Raw genomic sequence first — 14,058 nt, 5'->3', positions numbered from 1 at the left:
TTCTATACTCGAAACATTTGCCAAAATGGACTAAACCCTGGAGTGACCATGATCGAACTTTATTATGCGCCTACCCCAAACGGCCATAAAATTACCCTGTTTCTTGAAGAGGCTGGCCTGGAGTACAAAATCCACCGGGTCGATATCGGCAAAGGCGAACAGTTTCGCCCGGATTTTCTGACTATCTCACCGAATAATAAAATTCCTGCCATCGTGGATAACAAACCAGCCGACGGCGGCGAGCCTCTAAGCCTCTTTGAGTCCGGCGAAATTTTGCTTTATCTGGCGGACAAAACCGGGTTACTCCTCAGCAAAGAACTGCGCGCCCGCAACGCCACGCTGCAGTGGCTTTTCTGGCAGGTCGGCGGCTTCGGCCCGATGCTGGGCCAGAACCATCATTTCAACCACTTTGCTCCGCAGCCCGTCCCTTATGCTATCGAGCGCTATCAGGTCGAAACCCAGCGCCTTTACGGCGTACTCAATAAGCAACTCGAGAAAGCCCCGTGGCTTGGCGGCCATGATTACAGCATTGCGGATATCGCGACGTATCCCTGGGTGGTGTCCCATGAGCGCCAGCGCGTTGATCTCGCCAATTTCCCGGCGGTAAGGAACTGGTTTGAGCGGATCCGCACCCGACCTGCCACCGTGAAGGCTTACCAGCGGGCAGAGAAGGCGTAATCCCCGGTTCAGGTTTTTTCCCGCACTGGTGTATCCTGTGGCGGGAAAAGACTAATAAGGAACCTGCAATGTCATCCATGCAACCAGACGCCATTATTCGCATTAAAAACCTGCGCCTGCGGACTTTTATTGGTATCAAAGAAGAAGAGATCGCCAACCGGCAGGATGTCGTGATTAACGTCGTCCTCCACTACCCTGCGGGCAAAGCCAGGGAGAGCGAGGACATCAACGACGCGCTGAACTACCGCACCGTGACCAAAGAAATCATCCAGTTGGTTGAGAATAACCGCTTCTCCCTGCTGGAAAAATTAACTCAGGATGTGCTGAACATCGCATGCGCCCACCCATGGGTGACATATGCTGAAGTAGAGATCGATAAACTTCACGCGCTCCGCTACGCCGACTCGGTATCCATGACCCTGAGCTGGCGGCGATAAGCGCGTCCAGTGGGAGAAAAGTATGGAGATCCTGATTACCGGCGGCAGTGGGCTGATTGGCCGCCACCTGACAGCTCGCCTGCTCGAGCTCGGCCATACTGTTTCGGTCGTCACGCGCGCGCCGGAAAAGGCCCGCAAGCGGCTGGATAATCGCGTTGCGCTGCTCAAAGGGCTCGACGGCTTACAGAATCTCGACACCTTTGACGCGGTCATCAACCTGGCCGGAGAGCCGATCGCCGATAAACGCTGGAGCGAGGAGCAAAAGCAGCGCCTGTGCCAGAGCCGCTGGCAAATCACCGAGCGGCTGGTCGAGCTGTTTAAGGCCAGCCAGCAACCACCCAAAGTCTTCATTTCCGGTTCAGCCACCGGCTATTACGGCGACCTTGGCGAAGTGGTCGTCACCGAAGACGAACCTCCCCACAACGAATTCACCCACAAGCTTTGCGCCCGCTGGGAGCAAATTGCCTGCGGCGCGCAAAGTGAAGCTACGCGAGTTTGCCTGTTACGCACCGGCGTTGTATTAGCCCCCAAAGGCGGGATTCTGGCCAAAATGCTGCCGCTGTTCCGGCTGGGGCTGGGCGGCCCCATTGGCAATGGTAGACAGTACCTGGCATGGGTCCACATCGACGATATGGTGAACGGTATTCTCTGGCTGCTGGATAACGACCTGCGCGGGCCGTTTAATATGGTTTCCCCTTACCCGGTTCGCAACGAACAGTTTTCCCATGCTCTCGGCCATGCCCTCAAGCGCCCGGCGATACTTCGCGCCCCGGCTACGGCGATTCGCCTGCTAATGGGGGAATCTTCCGTGTTAGTGCTCGGCGGACAACGTGCGCTGCCTAAACGGCTGGAAGAGTCAGGCTTTGGTTTCCGCTGGTTTGACTTAGACGAAGCGCTGGCGGATGTAATTCGCTGACAGCAAAAAGTCGGGTAATTACCCGACTTTTTCATTTTACTGCTCCACGGGGCTCATTTTCCCCGCGTCAGCTTTATCCTTCACCCGTTTCGGCTGCGGGACTTTGATGATAAACGTCAGCACACCCGCGAACAGATACAGCCCTGTGTACGCCCAAACTACGCCCACAATGTCGAAAAACGGCAGAATCAGTGACGCAATAGCCGGTGCCACAAAGTTGCTCATCCCCGCAGACAGGTTATAAATGGAAATGGCCGCTCCGCGATGATGGGGTTCCAGCGTTGGAAACACCGCTGTCATTGGCACAAACGCCGCCACAAAGGTGCCGAGCATGACAGCCGGGATCAGCGCGACCCAGAAGTTATGCCCCACCCACACCGGCAGGTAGTAAAACGTCAGGCTGGAAATCGCCATACCTAAACAGCCAAACCAGCGTACCTGGCGGATCCAGCCGATGTACTCCCCCATAATTCCCCAAAAGATATTGGTGAAAATGGTGACAAAGAAGAACACCGCCCAGATTTGCAGCCATTCTGAAATCGTGAAACCGAGACGGTCAACAAACAACAGCGGCATCACTATCGCAAAGCCAAACAGCGACAGCGTATTAATAATGCGGATAAGACAGGCGTAAAACACGTCACGGTTGCTGAACAGAATGGTCACCGCCCGCGACATCTCCGTCATTTTCTCGCGCAGCGGCAGATTGACCCGCGAGCGGTCAACCGGCACATTACGCAGGCTGAAGAAAGCAATCAGCCCCCCTCCCGTTACCCAGGCAATGGCCATCCACAGCGTCCCCGTTTCGCCAAATGCCGGGATAGTCAGGCTTGGCAGATAACTCCCCACCACGCCGATACCGATAGAGTACATCGCCCAGAACCAGCCGGTCGCCGCCGCCAGCCTCTCACGCGGTACCACCTGCACCAGCATCAACATGAAGGAGTAGATAAACAGCGGATAGGCCAGGCCGCGAATGCCGTAGAACAGCAGCATCAGTGGGTAGTTACGCATCCCGAGGCCGAGCGTCATAAACAATGCGTGCATCACTACCCAGGTCACAAAACCAATCAGCATCGCTTTTTGCGGGGTGATAAGCTCAGCGACTACGCCGGAAGCCCAGGCCGCCAGGCCTGCCGCAAGACCATACAGGGTAAACACCATCGCCGATTCCGCAGGCGTAAAGCCCATGTCGGTAATGTGCTTAGACAAAAACGCCATTTCGAAACCATCGCCGCTCATAAAAATAGCGATGGCGATAAATCCCCACAGCAGATGTTTAGGTAAACCAAACCAGTAGTGTTTAGATTGCATAACACTCTTCCTCGTTCTCGGGTACAGGGTTCCCGGCAGCGGAAAGGCCGCCGGGAGGGCGGTCAGGGCAGCAGCTTACGAGCGGCTTTTTGTTGTTGGTAAAGCAGGTGGAACACGGACAAACGCTGTTGCAGCACCTTCTGTACGGCTTTGCGCGGTGTGAAACGCTGCTGGACGGGAGGCTTGCGGCAAACCACTTCTTCCACACCGCCGTCGGCCAGCCAGCCAAGACGAGCTGCGCCGAGCGCGCCGGAGGAACTCGCCGGATGCGTCACAATCGGCACATCCAGCACGTCGGCAATCAGCTGCGCCCAGATGGCGCTGCGCGCCCCTCCGCCGGTCAGGCTGCATTGGGTAATCTGGCTGCGGGACGTCTCCAGCACCGCCATGCCGTCCGCCAGGCCAAAGGTCACGCCCTCAATCACCGAATACCCCAGCAAGGCACGGCTGGTTTCATGGTTTAGCGCAAAGAAACTCCCCATGGCGTGAGCATCGTTGTGCGGCGTGCGCTCCCCTGACAGATAAGGCAGGAAAACAGGCGCATGCTTTTTCTGCTCGTCGCTCAGCCCGGCCATCTCCTCCATGAGCTGGCTTTCAGTGACCGACAGCAGATTACACACCCAGCGCAAACAGCTGGCGGCGCTGAGCATCACGCTCATCTGGTGCCAGCGCTGAGGTAAAGCGTGGCAAAAGGCATGCACGCCGGATTCAGGGCGGGTTTGCAGCTCGTCGTTAACCACAAAGATAACGCCGGACGTGCCGAGCGAAATAAACGCGTCGCCGTTTTTCACCGCACCAACGCCTACTGCCGAGGTAGCGTTATCGCCCCCGCCGCCGGCGATTTTGACACCGGAGCTAAGCCCCCACTCAGTTGCCAGAGCGGAACGTAAAACGGCACTGGCTTCGCTGCCCTCTACCAGACGTGGCATCTGGCTGCGAGTCAGCCCAGTCGCCGCCAGCAATTTGTCTGACCAGTCGCGCTTTGCCACGTCCAGCCACAGAGTTCCGGCGGCGTCTGACGGGTCAGAGACAAACTCACCGCTCAACCTCCAGCGAAGGTAGTCTTTCGGCAGCAGCACCTTATCCACGCGGGAAAAGATTTCCGGTTCATGCTCCGCCACCCACCGTAGCTTCGGGGCGGTAAAACCGGGCATCACCAGATTGCCGCTGATGGTCAGAAATTCAGGGTGTTCTGCAGTGAGCCGAGCGCATTGCCCGGCGCTGCGCGTGTCGTTCCACAGAATGCAGGGGCGCAGCACTTTTCCCTGGTTGTCCAGCAGCACCGCACCGTGCATCTGCCCGGACAAGCCAATAGCACGAATTTGCGCCCAGGCCTCAGGCATTTGCTGGCGCAGCGTAGAGACGACCTGCTGCGTCGCCTGCCACCAGGCCTCAGGATCCTGCTCGGCCCAGTGCAAATGCGGGCGCTGAACGGTTAATGCCGCATGAGCAGAGCCTAAAATTTCGCCCTGCCCGTCAATCAGCAAAGCCTTTAGTTCAGAGGTGCCGATATCGATGCCAAGATACATAGTGCCTCCTTAAGCAGCAGCCAGAGGTGATTGCGGAGACTTGATCCACGTCTCAAGGCGAGTGACCGTACGAGCCATCAGTTCATGGAAAGCGGAGGAATGAGCGAGTTCGGCAAACAAAGTTTCGTCGCTGACAAAGGCCTTGAGCGGCTCAGGCGCGGCGAACAAAGCCCGAATCGCGTCGTCTTGCATGACGCCGTCCTGGTACTCATAAGGCAGTTGGCCGTTCGCCCAGCGCTGCAGGAACAGGAAAAACAGCGCGGGCAGAACCGCCGTTGCCGCTGGCTCCTCACCTCGCTGATAGCACTCGATCAGCGTCGGGGTAATAAAGCCAGGGATCTTGGACAAGCCGTCGGCCACCACGCGCTGGTTGGTATCTTTGATATACGGATTCCTAAAGCGGGCCAGGACCACATCACGATACTCAGCCAGGTCCAGCGGGCTCGGCGATAGCGAAGGAATGACATCCTCCGTGACGTAATCCCACGCCATCTGCCTAATCGGCTGCTGCACGGTGCTTTCATCGATGTAACTCAAGCCGGTCAGCGTCCCCGCCCAGGCAATACAGCTATGGCTGGCGTTCAGAATGCGGATTTTTGCCTCTTCATAGGGCAGCACGGATTTCACCATTTCGACACCAACGTTCTCAAGCGGCGGGCGACCGTTGATAAAGTTGTCCTCGATAACCCACTGAATAAACGATTCCCCCATCACCGGCACCTTGTCGTCGAACCCGGTAGCCGCTTTCACCCGTGGGGCAATATCCGCAGTAGGGCGAGGAGTAATACGGTCAACCATGGTGTTAGGCGACACGGTGTGGGTGGTCACCCAGTCAAACAGAGCGTGGTCGCCCTTCGCCTTCAGGAACGACAGAAAACCGTGGCGGAAGCGTTCGCCGTTGTGGCGCAGGTTATCGCAGTTGAGCAGCGTTACCGGCTCACCGCCGTTGCTCATACGCTGGTGCAGAATGCGGCTGAGCGCGCCGTAAAGCGTCGTCATTCCTCCGGTAAGATCGGCTTTGACATCAGGCTGATGAACGTCCAGCTCGTGCTGCGGCGTCAGGTAATACCCGGCTTCGGTGACGGTAAAGCCAATCACGCGGGTCGAGGCTTTGGCGCCCTCTTCAACCAGAGCACTGATCTCTTTATCCCACGGCAGCACTTTGCGTATAGAAGCGATCTTTTCGTAGGCACGCTCGCCTTCCGGTGTGACGGTTTCCAGCACATATTCGCCACGCTGTGCCGCCAGTTGATTCAGCAGCTCACCGGCATCATTACGGATATTTCCCAGCGAAATACTCCAGCCGTCATCGCCCTGCTTGTGCAGCTGATTGAGATACCACGCCTGATGGGCACGGTGGAAAGAGCCTGCGCCAATATGCATCCATACCGATTTCGTCGTCATGATTCACCTCATATTTAAGCATTTGTCATTTTTTAGGGCATTTGCCCGTTTGTTATAGTCTAGTTGCGGCAGGCGCCGTCTTTCTGAGATCAAACTCACACAGACAACATTTGCCCATAAAAATGACTTTTGCCCAATTACCAACAAATCACGCACGGAGTAGAATGCACTTCAAAGAGTCATAAGGTGTCGCCATGAGCAGAGAAGAGAAAAAACAAGAACAAGCCGCGCGCGTTGCCTGGATGTATTACGTAGCGGGCATGACACAACAGGATATCGCCCGTGAACTGGGGATTTCCCGTCAGGTCGCCCAGCGGCTGGTTTCTTCCGCACGCGAGCAGGGTATGGTGACGGTCAAAATTGCCCATCCGGTTGCCCGCTGCCTGAAGCTGGCGCAGCAGGTTCGGGAACGTTTCGGCCTGGAAATCTGCCGCGTAGTGCCCTCGGAAGGGCTGGATGACGAAGCCATTCAGCAGATGCTGGCGGTGGAAGGTGCCGAAGTCATGTCGCAGTTTATCGCCGACGAGCAGCCTCAGGTTTTCGGCATTGGCTCCGGCAAAACGCTGCGCTCAATCATCGACGTCCTGCCGTGGGTCGAACGTCCGCAGCACCACTGCGTATCCATGATTGGGGCGATTGCGCGTGATGACTCTGGTACGCGCTATGACATGCCGCTAAAAATGGCGGAAAAAATGCAGGGAAAATACTTTTTTATCCCGGCCCCGCTGTATGCCGATAGCGAAGAAGACCGCGACATGTGGTGTCGCCACAAAGTATACCAGCGCGTGACCGACCGGGCGCTGGCGGCCAATGTCGCGTTCCTCGGTGTTGGTGAGGTGGACATCGGCTGCCCGCTGAATGCCGAAGGATTCATTACCGACGAACAGGTCAGCATGCTGCACGCTCAGGGGGTTGCGGGTGAAATGTTGGGACATTTCTTCGACCATAGCGGCCAGCGCGTCTACAGCGAGCTTGATGCTCTGCTCACCAGCGTGCCGCTACAGAGTGATAACCCGCGTAAGATCATCGCTTTTTCCGGTGGAATGCGAAAGTTTGCCGCCATCAAAGCGGCATTGACCGGCCGCTGGATGTCAGGCCTGGTAACGGATGAGAGTACAGCGGTGAGATTGTTGGGTGAGGAATGAGGCGTTATTTACCCTCACCCCGGCCCTCTCCCGGAGGGAGAGGGGGAAACAGCTGACGTGGAATCATGTTTATTCCCTCTCCCTTTGGGAGAGGGTTAGGGTGAGGGATTACTTCAGCGAACCAGAAAGGAACTGCTGCAGGCGAGCGCTCTTCGGGCTGCCAAACAGCTCGGCTGGAGGCCCTTCTTCCTCAATGCGCCCCTGATGCAGGAAGATAACGTGGCTGGAAACATGCCGGGCAAAATCCATCTCGTGGGTGACCACGACCATGGTTTTCCCCTCTTCCGCCAGCTTCTGCATAATGCGCAGGACTTCGCCCACCAACTCCGGGTCGAGCGCCGAGGTGGGTTCATCAAACAGCAGCACTTCCGGCTCCATCGCCAGCGCACGGGCAATGGAAACACGCTGCTGCTGGCCGCCGGACAGATGCACCGGGTATTTCACGTACTGACGCTCGTCGATGCCGACTTTAGCCAGGTACTTAATCGCCCGCTCTTTTGATTCCTGCTTGCTCAGCCCGAGCACCTGAATAGGCGCTTCCATCACGTTTTCCAGCACCGTCATATGGCTCCACAGATTGAAGTGCTGGAATACCATCGTCAGACGAATGCGCAGCAGGCGCAGCTGATTTTTGTCGGCCACTTTGAGCTGGCCGTCTTTGTCCCGCACCAGATTGATGTTCTGGTTGCTGACCACAATCGTGCCTTCGCTGGGTTTTTCAAGGAAGTTAATGCAGCGCAAAAAGGTACTTTTGCCCGAGCCAGACGAACCGATAATACTGATCACGTCCCCGGCGTTAGCCTTCAGAGACACCCCTTTGAGCACTTCATGTTCGCCGTAGCGTTTGTGCAGATCCGTTACGTTTAATTTAATTTCAGCCATCAGAAGTCACTCAGTGCGAAGCGGGTTTAACGTGCTGCAGCCAGCGTTTTTCCGCTTTGCGGAACAGGCTTATCAGCACATAAGAGATAATCAAATACAGCACGGCCGCGATGCCAAACGCGGTAAACGGCTGGTAGGTTGCGGAGTTGATATCACGGGCAATCTTGAGCAGGTCCGGCACCGTGGCGGTAAACGCCAGCGCCGTAGAGTGCAGCATCAGGATCACTTCGTTGCTGTAGGCCGGCAGCGCGATACGCAGCGCGGACGGCAGAATAATACAGCGGTACATTTTCACTTTTGAGAAGCCGTAAGCGCGCGCCGCCTCAATATCACCGTGCGGAACCGAGCGAATGGCACCGGCGAAAATCTCCGTGGTGTAGGCGCAGGTGTTCAGCGTCAGCGCCAGCACGGTACAGTTCAGGCCGCTGCGGAAGAATGCGTTCAGCAACTCAGTCCCTTTCACAATCTCCAGCGTGTACATCCCGGAATAAAACACCAGCAACTGCACGTAAAGCGGCGTGCCGCGGAATATGTAGGTAAAGAGCCAGATGGGGAACGAAATAAATTTGTTGCTGGAGACCCGCCCGATGGCGAGGAACAGCGCCAGAATCCCGCCCATCACTACGGACGTAATCAGCAGCCAGAGCGTAATGGCGACGCCCGTAAAGCGATAACCGTCCGTCCACAGCAGCGACTGCCAGTAGTCGTGAATAATATCGATCATAGCTCGGCCCTCTTCACGCCAACGGAATAGCGGCGTTCAAGCCAGAGCAACACTCCGTTTGAAACCGTGGTAAAAACCAGGTAGATAATCCCGGCGACAATCGCGAAGTAGAATGGCTGCCAGGTGCTTTTCCCGGCGAGCTGCGTGGCTTTTACCACGTCTTCCAGGCCAAGCAGAGAAACCAGCGCGGTGGCTTTCAGGATAACCTGCCAGTTGTTGCCTATGCCCGGCAGCGCATAGCGCATCATGGCCGGGAACAGAATACGGCGGAAAGTTTGTGAACCGGTGAAGCCAAAGGCGGTGGCCGCCTCAATATGGCCCTTCGGCACGGCAAGATAGGCGCCACGGAAGGTTTCGGTGAAATAAGCCCCGTAGATAAAACCGAGCGTAATGATCCCGGCGATCATTGGGTCGATATCAAACTGCGCCATCCCCAACGCGTCGGTAATGCTGTTGAGCAGCATCTGCAGCCCGTAGAAAATTAACAGCATCAGCACCAGGTCAGGCACGCCGCGAATCAGCGTGGTGTAGCCTTCAAACAGCAAAGCGAGCGGGCGATTTTTGGACAGTTTTGCGCCGGCTCCGGCAAGCCCAATCAGCACGGAAAGGACAACCGAGGCGAGCGCCAGCTCAAGCGTAACCAGAGCCCCTTTGAAAATTACTTCGGAAAAGCCATACAACATGGTGCGTATCCTGTCGTCAGTGTTTGCTGCTACTTATTGGGCCCCGTCTGACGCGGGGCCTTTATCACCGGTAAGGCTTATTCACCATACACATTAAAATCAAAGTACGGCTTCGCTAACTTGTCGTAGGTGCCGTCTTTACGCATCTCCGCGAACGCCTTATTCAGCGCCTCACGCAGTTCGTTATCTTCTTTACGCAGGCCCATGCCGGTCCCCACGCCAAACAGCTTGTCGTCTTTGATGGACGGGCCACCGAACTGATAGTTTTTGCCCACCGGCTGTTTCAGGAAACCTTCGCTGGCGGCGACTTCATCCTGGAACGCGGCATCAATACGTCCGGCAGCCAGGTCGGCGTAAATGGAGTCCTGCCCCTGATAGGAGACAATTTCGATGCCTTTTGGCGCCCAGTGCTCGTTGCCGTAGGTTTCCTGAGTCGTCCCCTGCAGCACGCCGACGCGTTTGCCTTTCAGCGACTCAATGGTCGGCTGAATCGGGGAACCTTTGGCTACAACCAGGCGAGAGTCAGCCGCGTACAGCTTGTCGGTAAACGCGATTTCCTGCTGGCGCTTCTCGGTGATGGACAACGAAGACATGATGGCGTCGATCTTCTTCGCTTTTAGCGACGGGATTAGCGCATCCAATGGGTTTTCAACGAAGGTACATTGGGTGTTAATGCGTTTGCAGAGTTCTTTCGCCAAATCGATGTCAAAACCGATCAGCTGGCCCTGAGCATTTTTGGATTCGAATGGCGCATAGGTTGGGTCCGTGCCAATCCGCAGAGTTTTCGGAATGGCGGCGAATGCTGTGGTCACGCTGGAAAACGCCAGCACCAGAGAAAGAGACAAAACCAGCTTTTTCATAATTATCCTCAATAGACTGTCCGTTACTTAAGGCTCACACCCACTACAAACAGGGAAAACTTACGCAACCCGTTGCGAACAAAGCGTTTTCGCACCATAAAGGTGCAGCCGGAACGGGGCCGCACCACTGCATAGTTATCCTGCCCGGTTAAGAATATATTCAAAACCGGGCTACAGACTAAGGGATAAACTTATTCGCCGTAAACATTAAAGTCGAAGTACTTTTTCGCCAGTTTGTCGTAAGTGCCGTCTTTACGCATTTCGGCCAGCGCTTTGTCGAATGCGGCTTTCAGCTCGGTGTCATCTTTACGCAGGCCGATCCCGGTTCCGTCACCAAAGTATTTTTTGTCCTTCACTGATGGGCCAGCAAAGGCATAATCTTTCCCTGCAGGCTGTTTCAGGAAGCCTTCGCTCCCGGCAACTTCATCCTGGAAAGCCGCATCCAGGCGCCCTGCTGCGAGGTCAGAGTAGATCAAATCCTGGTTGGCGTAGGCCACCACATCAACGCCTTTCGGGCGCCATTCCGCATTGCCGTAGGTCTCCTGAATAGAGCCCTGCAGCACCCCAACGTGCTTGCCTTTCAGCGATTCGAGCGTCGGCTGAATCGGGGAGCCTTTGGCCGCGATCAGGCGGGAATCCGCCGCGTACAGTTTGTCGGAGAAAAGGATCTCCTGCTGGCGTTTTTCGGTGATCGACAGAGACGAGATGATGGCGTCAATTTTCTTCGCTTTCAGCGACGGGATCAGGGAGTCAAAGTCGCTGCCAACCCACGTACATTTGGTCTGAATGCGCTTGCAAAGTTCGTTACCCAGATCGATATCAAACCCAACAAAATCCCCTTTCGCGTCTTTCGAGGAGAATGGCGCGTAGGTCGCGTCGGTACCAATGCGGACGTTTTGCGGAATCGCTGCAAACACGCTGGCTGCGCTGGACAGGCCGAGCAGTAAAGACAGTGCAAGAACCGACTTCTTCATACGATACCCTCAAGTTTGGCTTTCTTATTTGTGATGTCTTGTTGTGTGGTAATGCCTTTGCATACGGAGAGTTGCAGTTCTCATGCCACTTTTCCCTGCGTGGAAAAAAGCCGCTGATTTATGTTAATAAAACGTTGCAACTTCGCGCTAGTTTGAAAGATAGCAGGTCTGGGAAGCGGGACTAGAGGGGAAGGCGGTTTTCGAGGATTAAATCTTCTAAAAGCGATCGGCGTTGCAGAATTGCCCCATAATGAGGCAATCATTTTGTGATGCACCGCAGCAGTGCATCACTTATGTTCGCCCCAGCGGATGAACAGGTCTTCAGGCAGCTCGAGGTCAAACTGATCCAGCACCCGGTTGACCGTCTGGTCGACAATATCCTGCAGCGTTTGTGGGCGATGATAAAACGCCGGCACCGGCGGCATGATCACCGCGCCCAGTTCAGACGCCTGGGTCATCAGGCGCAGGTGCCCGAGGTGCAGCGGCGTTTCACGAATGCAAAGCACCAGCGGGCGGCGCTCTTTAAGCACCACGTCCGCCGCACGGGTCAGCAGCCCGTCCGTATAGCTGTGTACGATGCCGGACAGCGTTTTAATCGAGCACGGCAGAACCGCCATCCCCATGGTCTTAAACGAGCCAGAGGAGATGCTGGCGGCAATATCACGAGAGTCATGCACGACATCTGCCAGCGCCTGAACATCGCGCAACGAGTAATCGGTTTCCAGCGCCAGCGTCTGACGCGCCGCATTGCTCATCACCAGGTGGCTTTCTACCTCGGGCAACTGCTGCAGGATTTGCAGTAAACGCACCCCATAAATGGCGCCACTGGCTCCGGAAATACCGACGATCAGTCGTTTCATTGAATTTGCCCCTAAGAATATCTGGGCTGACTTTGCCGCAAGATGAGACGGGATGCAAGGCTGGCCGGGCGGGGAGGTGAAGGAAGAACGTGCCTCTCCCCTTTGCAGGAGAGAGGCTAAGGCTGATTAGCCTTCGTTGTGCATCTCTAAGTTTTCCACTTCGTTCTGACGCGCCAGCGCTTTGGAGTCGTCGTTACGCAGGGATTCGAGATACTGCAGGTATTTGTGGTCAACGTCTTTTGTCACGTAGATGCCGTTAAAGACGGAGCATTCGAACTGGGTGATATCCGGGTTTTCCACGCGTACCGCTTCGATCAGATCGTCCAGATCCTGGAAAATCAGGCCGTCGGCGCCGATGATCTGGCGAATTTCATCCACTTCGCGACCGTGAGCAATCAGCTCATTGGCGCTTGGCATGTCGATGCCGTACACGTTAGGGAAGCGAATTTCCGGCGCCGCAGATGCCAGGTAAACTTTTTTGGCCCCAGCTTCACGCGCCATCTCGATAATCTGCTCCGAGGTGGTGCCACGCACGATGGAGTCATCCACCAGCAGCACGTTCTTGTCGCGGAATTCAGCGCGGTTGGCGTTCAGCTTACGGCGCACGGATTTACGGCGCAGCTGCTGGCCCGGCATGATAAACGTGCGGCCCACGTAGCGGTTTTTCACAAACCCCTGGCGGTACGGTTTCTCAAGAATGCGGGCGATTTCCAGCGCGATGTCGCAGGAGGTTTCTGGAATCGGAATGACCACGTCGATATCCAGGTCTTCCCATTCGCGGGCAATTTTCTCGCCAAGTTTTTTACCCATCTCAACGCGCGCGCTGTAGACGGAGATCTTGTCGATAAAGGAGTCCGGGCGAGCAAAGTACACGTACTCGAACAGGCAAGGATTGCTGACCGGGTTGTCGGCGCACTGGCGGGTGAACAGCTGGCCTTTCTCGGTAATGTAGACCGCTTCGCCCGGCGCGATATCACGCAGGAATTCAAAGCCCAGGGTGTCCAGCGCCACGCTCTCGGAGGCTACCATGTATTCGGTGCGGCCATCGCCCAGATCGCGTTTGCCGATCACCAGCGGGCGGATACCGTTCGGGTCGCGGAAGGCGACCATGCCGTGGCCGATAATCATCGCTACGCAGGCGTAAGCGCCGCGAATCTGGCGGTTAGTGGCTGCGATAGCGGCAAAAATGTTGTCGGCTTCCAGCGGATAATGACGGAAGTTATCCAGCTCACTGGCAAAGATATTGAGCAGGATTTCAGAATCAGAGGTGGTGTTAATGTGGCGGCGCTTTTCTTCAAACAGCTTTTTGCGCAGCTCGTGGGCATTGGTCAGATTACCGTTATGCGCCAGCGTAATCCCGTAAGGCGAGTTGACGTAGAAAGGCTGAGCTTCAGAAGCGCTGGAACTGCCGGCGGTGGGGTAACGCACGTGGCCAATACCCATATTCCCCTGCAGACGCTGCATGTGACGGGCTTCAAACACATCGCTCACCAGGCCATTCGCTTTACGCAGACGGAAGCAATTTAACGCGTCGATGGTGACGATGCCTGCGGCATCCTGGCCACGGTGCTGAAGCACCGTTAACGCATCATAAATCGACTGGTTTACCGGCATGAAACCGGCGATACCGACAATACCGCACATGTTGTCTT

At 55.9% G+C, this 14,058-nt stretch carries 14 protein-coding genes; 4 read left to right on the top strand and 10 right to left on the bottom strand.

The genetic code is table 11. From position 1 onward, the window contains the following. Nucleotides 1-48: 48 nt before the first annotated feature. The 3 genes from yfcG (at nucleotide 49) to B9Y90_RS00675 (ending at nucleotide 2,031) form a co-directional block, all read left to right on the top strand. Entirely contained in the window at nucleotides 49-678 is a 630-nt protein-coding gene (gene yfcG / locus B9Y90_RS00685) for a GSH-dependent disulfide bond oxidoreductase (protein WP_085539903.1), read from the top strand. 77 nt (nucleotides 679-755) lie between these two features. Further along, nucleotides 756-1,115 carry a dihydroneopterin triphosphate 2'-epimerase gene (gene folX / locus B9Y90_RS00680; RefSeq protein ID WP_176227830.1) on the top strand — a complete coding sequence of 120 codons (360 nt, stop codon included), beginning with the start codon at nucleotides 756-758 and terminating at the stop codon, nucleotides 1,113-1,115. Between the two features lie 22 nt (nucleotides 1,116-1,137). Continuing rightward, nucleotides 1,138-2,031, top strand: coding sequence for a TIGR01777 family oxidoreductase (locus tag B9Y90_RS00675; RefSeq protein WP_085539901.1), 894 nt, complete (start codon nucleotides 1,138-1,140; stop codon nucleotides 2,029-2,031). 36 nt (nucleotides 2,032-2,067) lie between these two features. Here B9Y90_RS00675 and B9Y90_RS00670 read toward each other — a convergent pair whose 3' ends face one another. From B9Y90_RS00670 to dalD, 3 genes are all read right to left on the bottom strand, one after another. Further along, entirely contained in the window at nucleotides 2,068-3,345 is a 1,278-nt protein-coding gene (locus tag B9Y90_RS00670; protein ID WP_039295557.1) for an MFS transporter, read from the bottom strand. A 62-nt stretch (nucleotides 3,346-3,407) separates the two neighbouring features. Further along, nucleotides 3,408-4,874 carry a xylulokinase gene (gene xylB / locus B9Y90_RS00665; protein ID WP_085539900.1) on the bottom strand — a complete coding sequence of 489 codons (1,467 nt, stop codon included), beginning with the start codon at nucleotides 4,872-4,874 and terminating at the stop codon, nucleotides 3,408-3,410. 9 nt (nucleotides 4,875-4,883) lie between these two features. Continuing rightward, entirely contained in the window at nucleotides 4,884-6,278 is a 1,395-nt protein-coding gene (dalD, locus tag B9Y90_RS00660; protein WP_085539899.1) for a D-arabinitol 4-dehydrogenase, read from the bottom strand. Nucleotides 6,279-6,472: 194 nt separating this feature from the next. Between dalD and B9Y90_RS00655 the strand changes: the two genes are divergently transcribed. Further along, nucleotides 6,473-7,423, top strand: coding sequence for a sugar-binding transcriptional regulator (locus B9Y90_RS00655; RefSeq protein WP_085539898.1), 951 nt, complete (start codon nucleotides 6,473-6,475; stop codon nucleotides 7,421-7,423). Between the two features lie 108 nt (nucleotides 7,424-7,531). On the opposite strand, the gene hisP is transcribed toward B9Y90_RS00655, so the two are convergent. The 7 genes from hisP to purF form a co-directional block, all read right to left on the bottom strand. Further along, nucleotides 7,532-8,305, bottom strand: a complete 774-nt coding sequence (gene hisP, locus B9Y90_RS00650; protein ID WP_085539897.1) for a histidine ABC transporter ATP-binding protein HisP — start codon at nucleotides 8,303-8,305, stop codon at nucleotides 7,532-7,534. 10 nt (nucleotides 8,306-8,315) lie between these two features. Next, a complete protein-coding gene (locus B9Y90_RS00645; RefSeq protein ID WP_039295564.1) occupies nucleotides 8,316-9,029 on the bottom strand; it encodes an ABC transporter permease in 714 nt (237 codons plus the stop codon). Further along, nucleotides 9,026-9,712 carry a histidine ABC transporter permease HisQ gene (locus tag B9Y90_RS00640; protein ID WP_008459735.1) on the bottom strand — a complete coding sequence of 229 codons (687 nt, stop codon included), beginning with the start codon at nucleotides 9,710-9,712 and terminating at the stop codon, nucleotides 9,026-9,028. The genes B9Y90_RS00645 and B9Y90_RS00640 overlap by 4 nt, the downstream gene beginning before the upstream one ends. Before the next feature lie 77 nt (nucleotides 9,713-9,789). Then, nucleotides 9,790-10,572 carry a histidine ABC transporter substrate-binding protein HisJ gene (gene hisJ, locus B9Y90_RS00635; protein ID WP_085539896.1) on the bottom strand — a complete coding sequence of 261 codons (783 nt, stop codon included), beginning with the start codon at nucleotides 10,570-10,572 and terminating at the stop codon, nucleotides 9,790-9,792. Between the two features lie 191 nt (nucleotides 10,573-10,763). After that, complete coding sequence (gene argT / locus B9Y90_RS00630) at nucleotides 10,764-11,546, bottom strand: lysine/arginine/ornithine ABC transporter substrate-binding protein ArgT (RefSeq protein WP_045783322.1); 783 nt, start codon at nucleotides 11,544-11,546, stop codon at nucleotides 10,764-10,766. A gap of 287 nt (nucleotides 11,547-11,833) precedes the next feature. Continuing rightward, nucleotides 11,834-12,406: a UbiX family flavin prenyltransferase gene (locus tag B9Y90_RS00625; RefSeq protein ID WP_039295572.1), complete on the bottom strand. Its 573-nt coding sequence runs from the start codon at nucleotides 12,404-12,406 to the stop codon at nucleotides 11,834-11,836. A gap of 126 nt (nucleotides 12,407-12,532) precedes the next feature. After that, the gene (gene purF, locus B9Y90_RS00620; RefSeq protein ID WP_008459723.1) at nucleotides 12,533-14,050 is read right to left on the bottom strand and encodes an amidophosphoribosyltransferase; all 1,518 of its coding nucleotides are present in this window, start codon (nucleotides 14,048-14,050) and stop codon (nucleotides 12,533-12,535) included. Nucleotides 14,051-14,058 lie beyond the last annotated feature (8 nt).

It is taken from the genome of Cedecea sp. NFIX57, assembly GCF_900177785.1.
Taxonomy (GTDB): Bacteria; Pseudomonadota; Gammaproteobacteria; order Enterobacterales; family Enterobacteriaceae; genus Cedecea; species Cedecea neteri_C.
This window is presented reverse-complemented; position numbering and strand designations above follow the sequence as displayed.

Bases quoted from the DNA above. Each gene is read 5' to 3' on its own strand.
- yfcG (WP_085539903.1), top strand. From the start codon at position 49: ATGATCGAACTTTATTATGCGCCTACCCCAAACGGCCATAAAATTACC.
- folX (WP_176227830.1), top strand. From the start codon at position 756: ATGCAACCAGACGCCATTATTCGCATTAAAAACCTGCGCCTGCGGACT.
- B9Y90_RS00675 (WP_085539901.1), top strand. From the start codon at position 1,138: ATGGAGATCCTGATTACCGGCGGCAGTGGGCTGATTGGCCGCCACCTG.
- B9Y90_RS00670 (WP_039295557.1), bottom strand. From the start codon at position 3,345: ATGCAATCTAAACACTACTGGTTTGGTTTACCTAAACATCTGCTGTGG.
- xylB (WP_085539900.1), bottom strand. From the start codon at position 4,874: ATGTATCTTGGCATCGATATCGGCACCTCTGAACTAAAGGCTTTGCTG.
- dalD (WP_085539899.1), bottom strand. From the start codon at position 6,278: ATGACGACGAAATCGGTATGGATGCATATTGGCGCAGGCTCTTTCCAC.
- B9Y90_RS00655 (WP_085539898.1), top strand. From the start codon at position 6,473: ATGAGCAGAGAAGAGAAAAAACAAGAACAAGCCGCGCGCGTTGCCTGG.
- hisP (WP_085539897.1), bottom strand. From the start codon at position 8,305: ATGGCTGAAATTAAATTAAACGTAACGGATCTGCACAAACGCTACGGC.
- B9Y90_RS00645 (WP_039295564.1), bottom strand. From the start codon at position 9,029: ATGATCGATATTATTCACGACTACTGGCAGTCGCTGCTGTGGACGGAC.
- B9Y90_RS00640 (WP_008459735.1), bottom strand. From the start codon at position 9,712: ATGTTGTATGGCTTTTCCGAAGTAATTTTCAAAGGGGCTCTGGTTACG.
- hisJ (WP_085539896.1), bottom strand. From the start codon at position 10,572: ATGAAAAAGCTGGTTTTGTCTCTTTCTCTGGTGCTGGCGTTTTCCAGC.
- argT (WP_045783322.1), bottom strand. From the start codon at position 11,546: ATGAAGAAGTCGGTTCTTGCACTGTCTTTACTGCTCGGCCTGTCCAGC.
- B9Y90_RS00625 (WP_039295572.1), bottom strand. From the start codon at position 12,406: ATGAAACGACTGATCGTCGGTATTTCCGGAGCCAGTGGCGCCATTTAT.
- purF (WP_008459723.1), bottom strand. From the start codon at position 14,050: ATGTGCGGTATTGTCGGTATCGCCGGTTTCATGCCGGTAAACCAGTCG.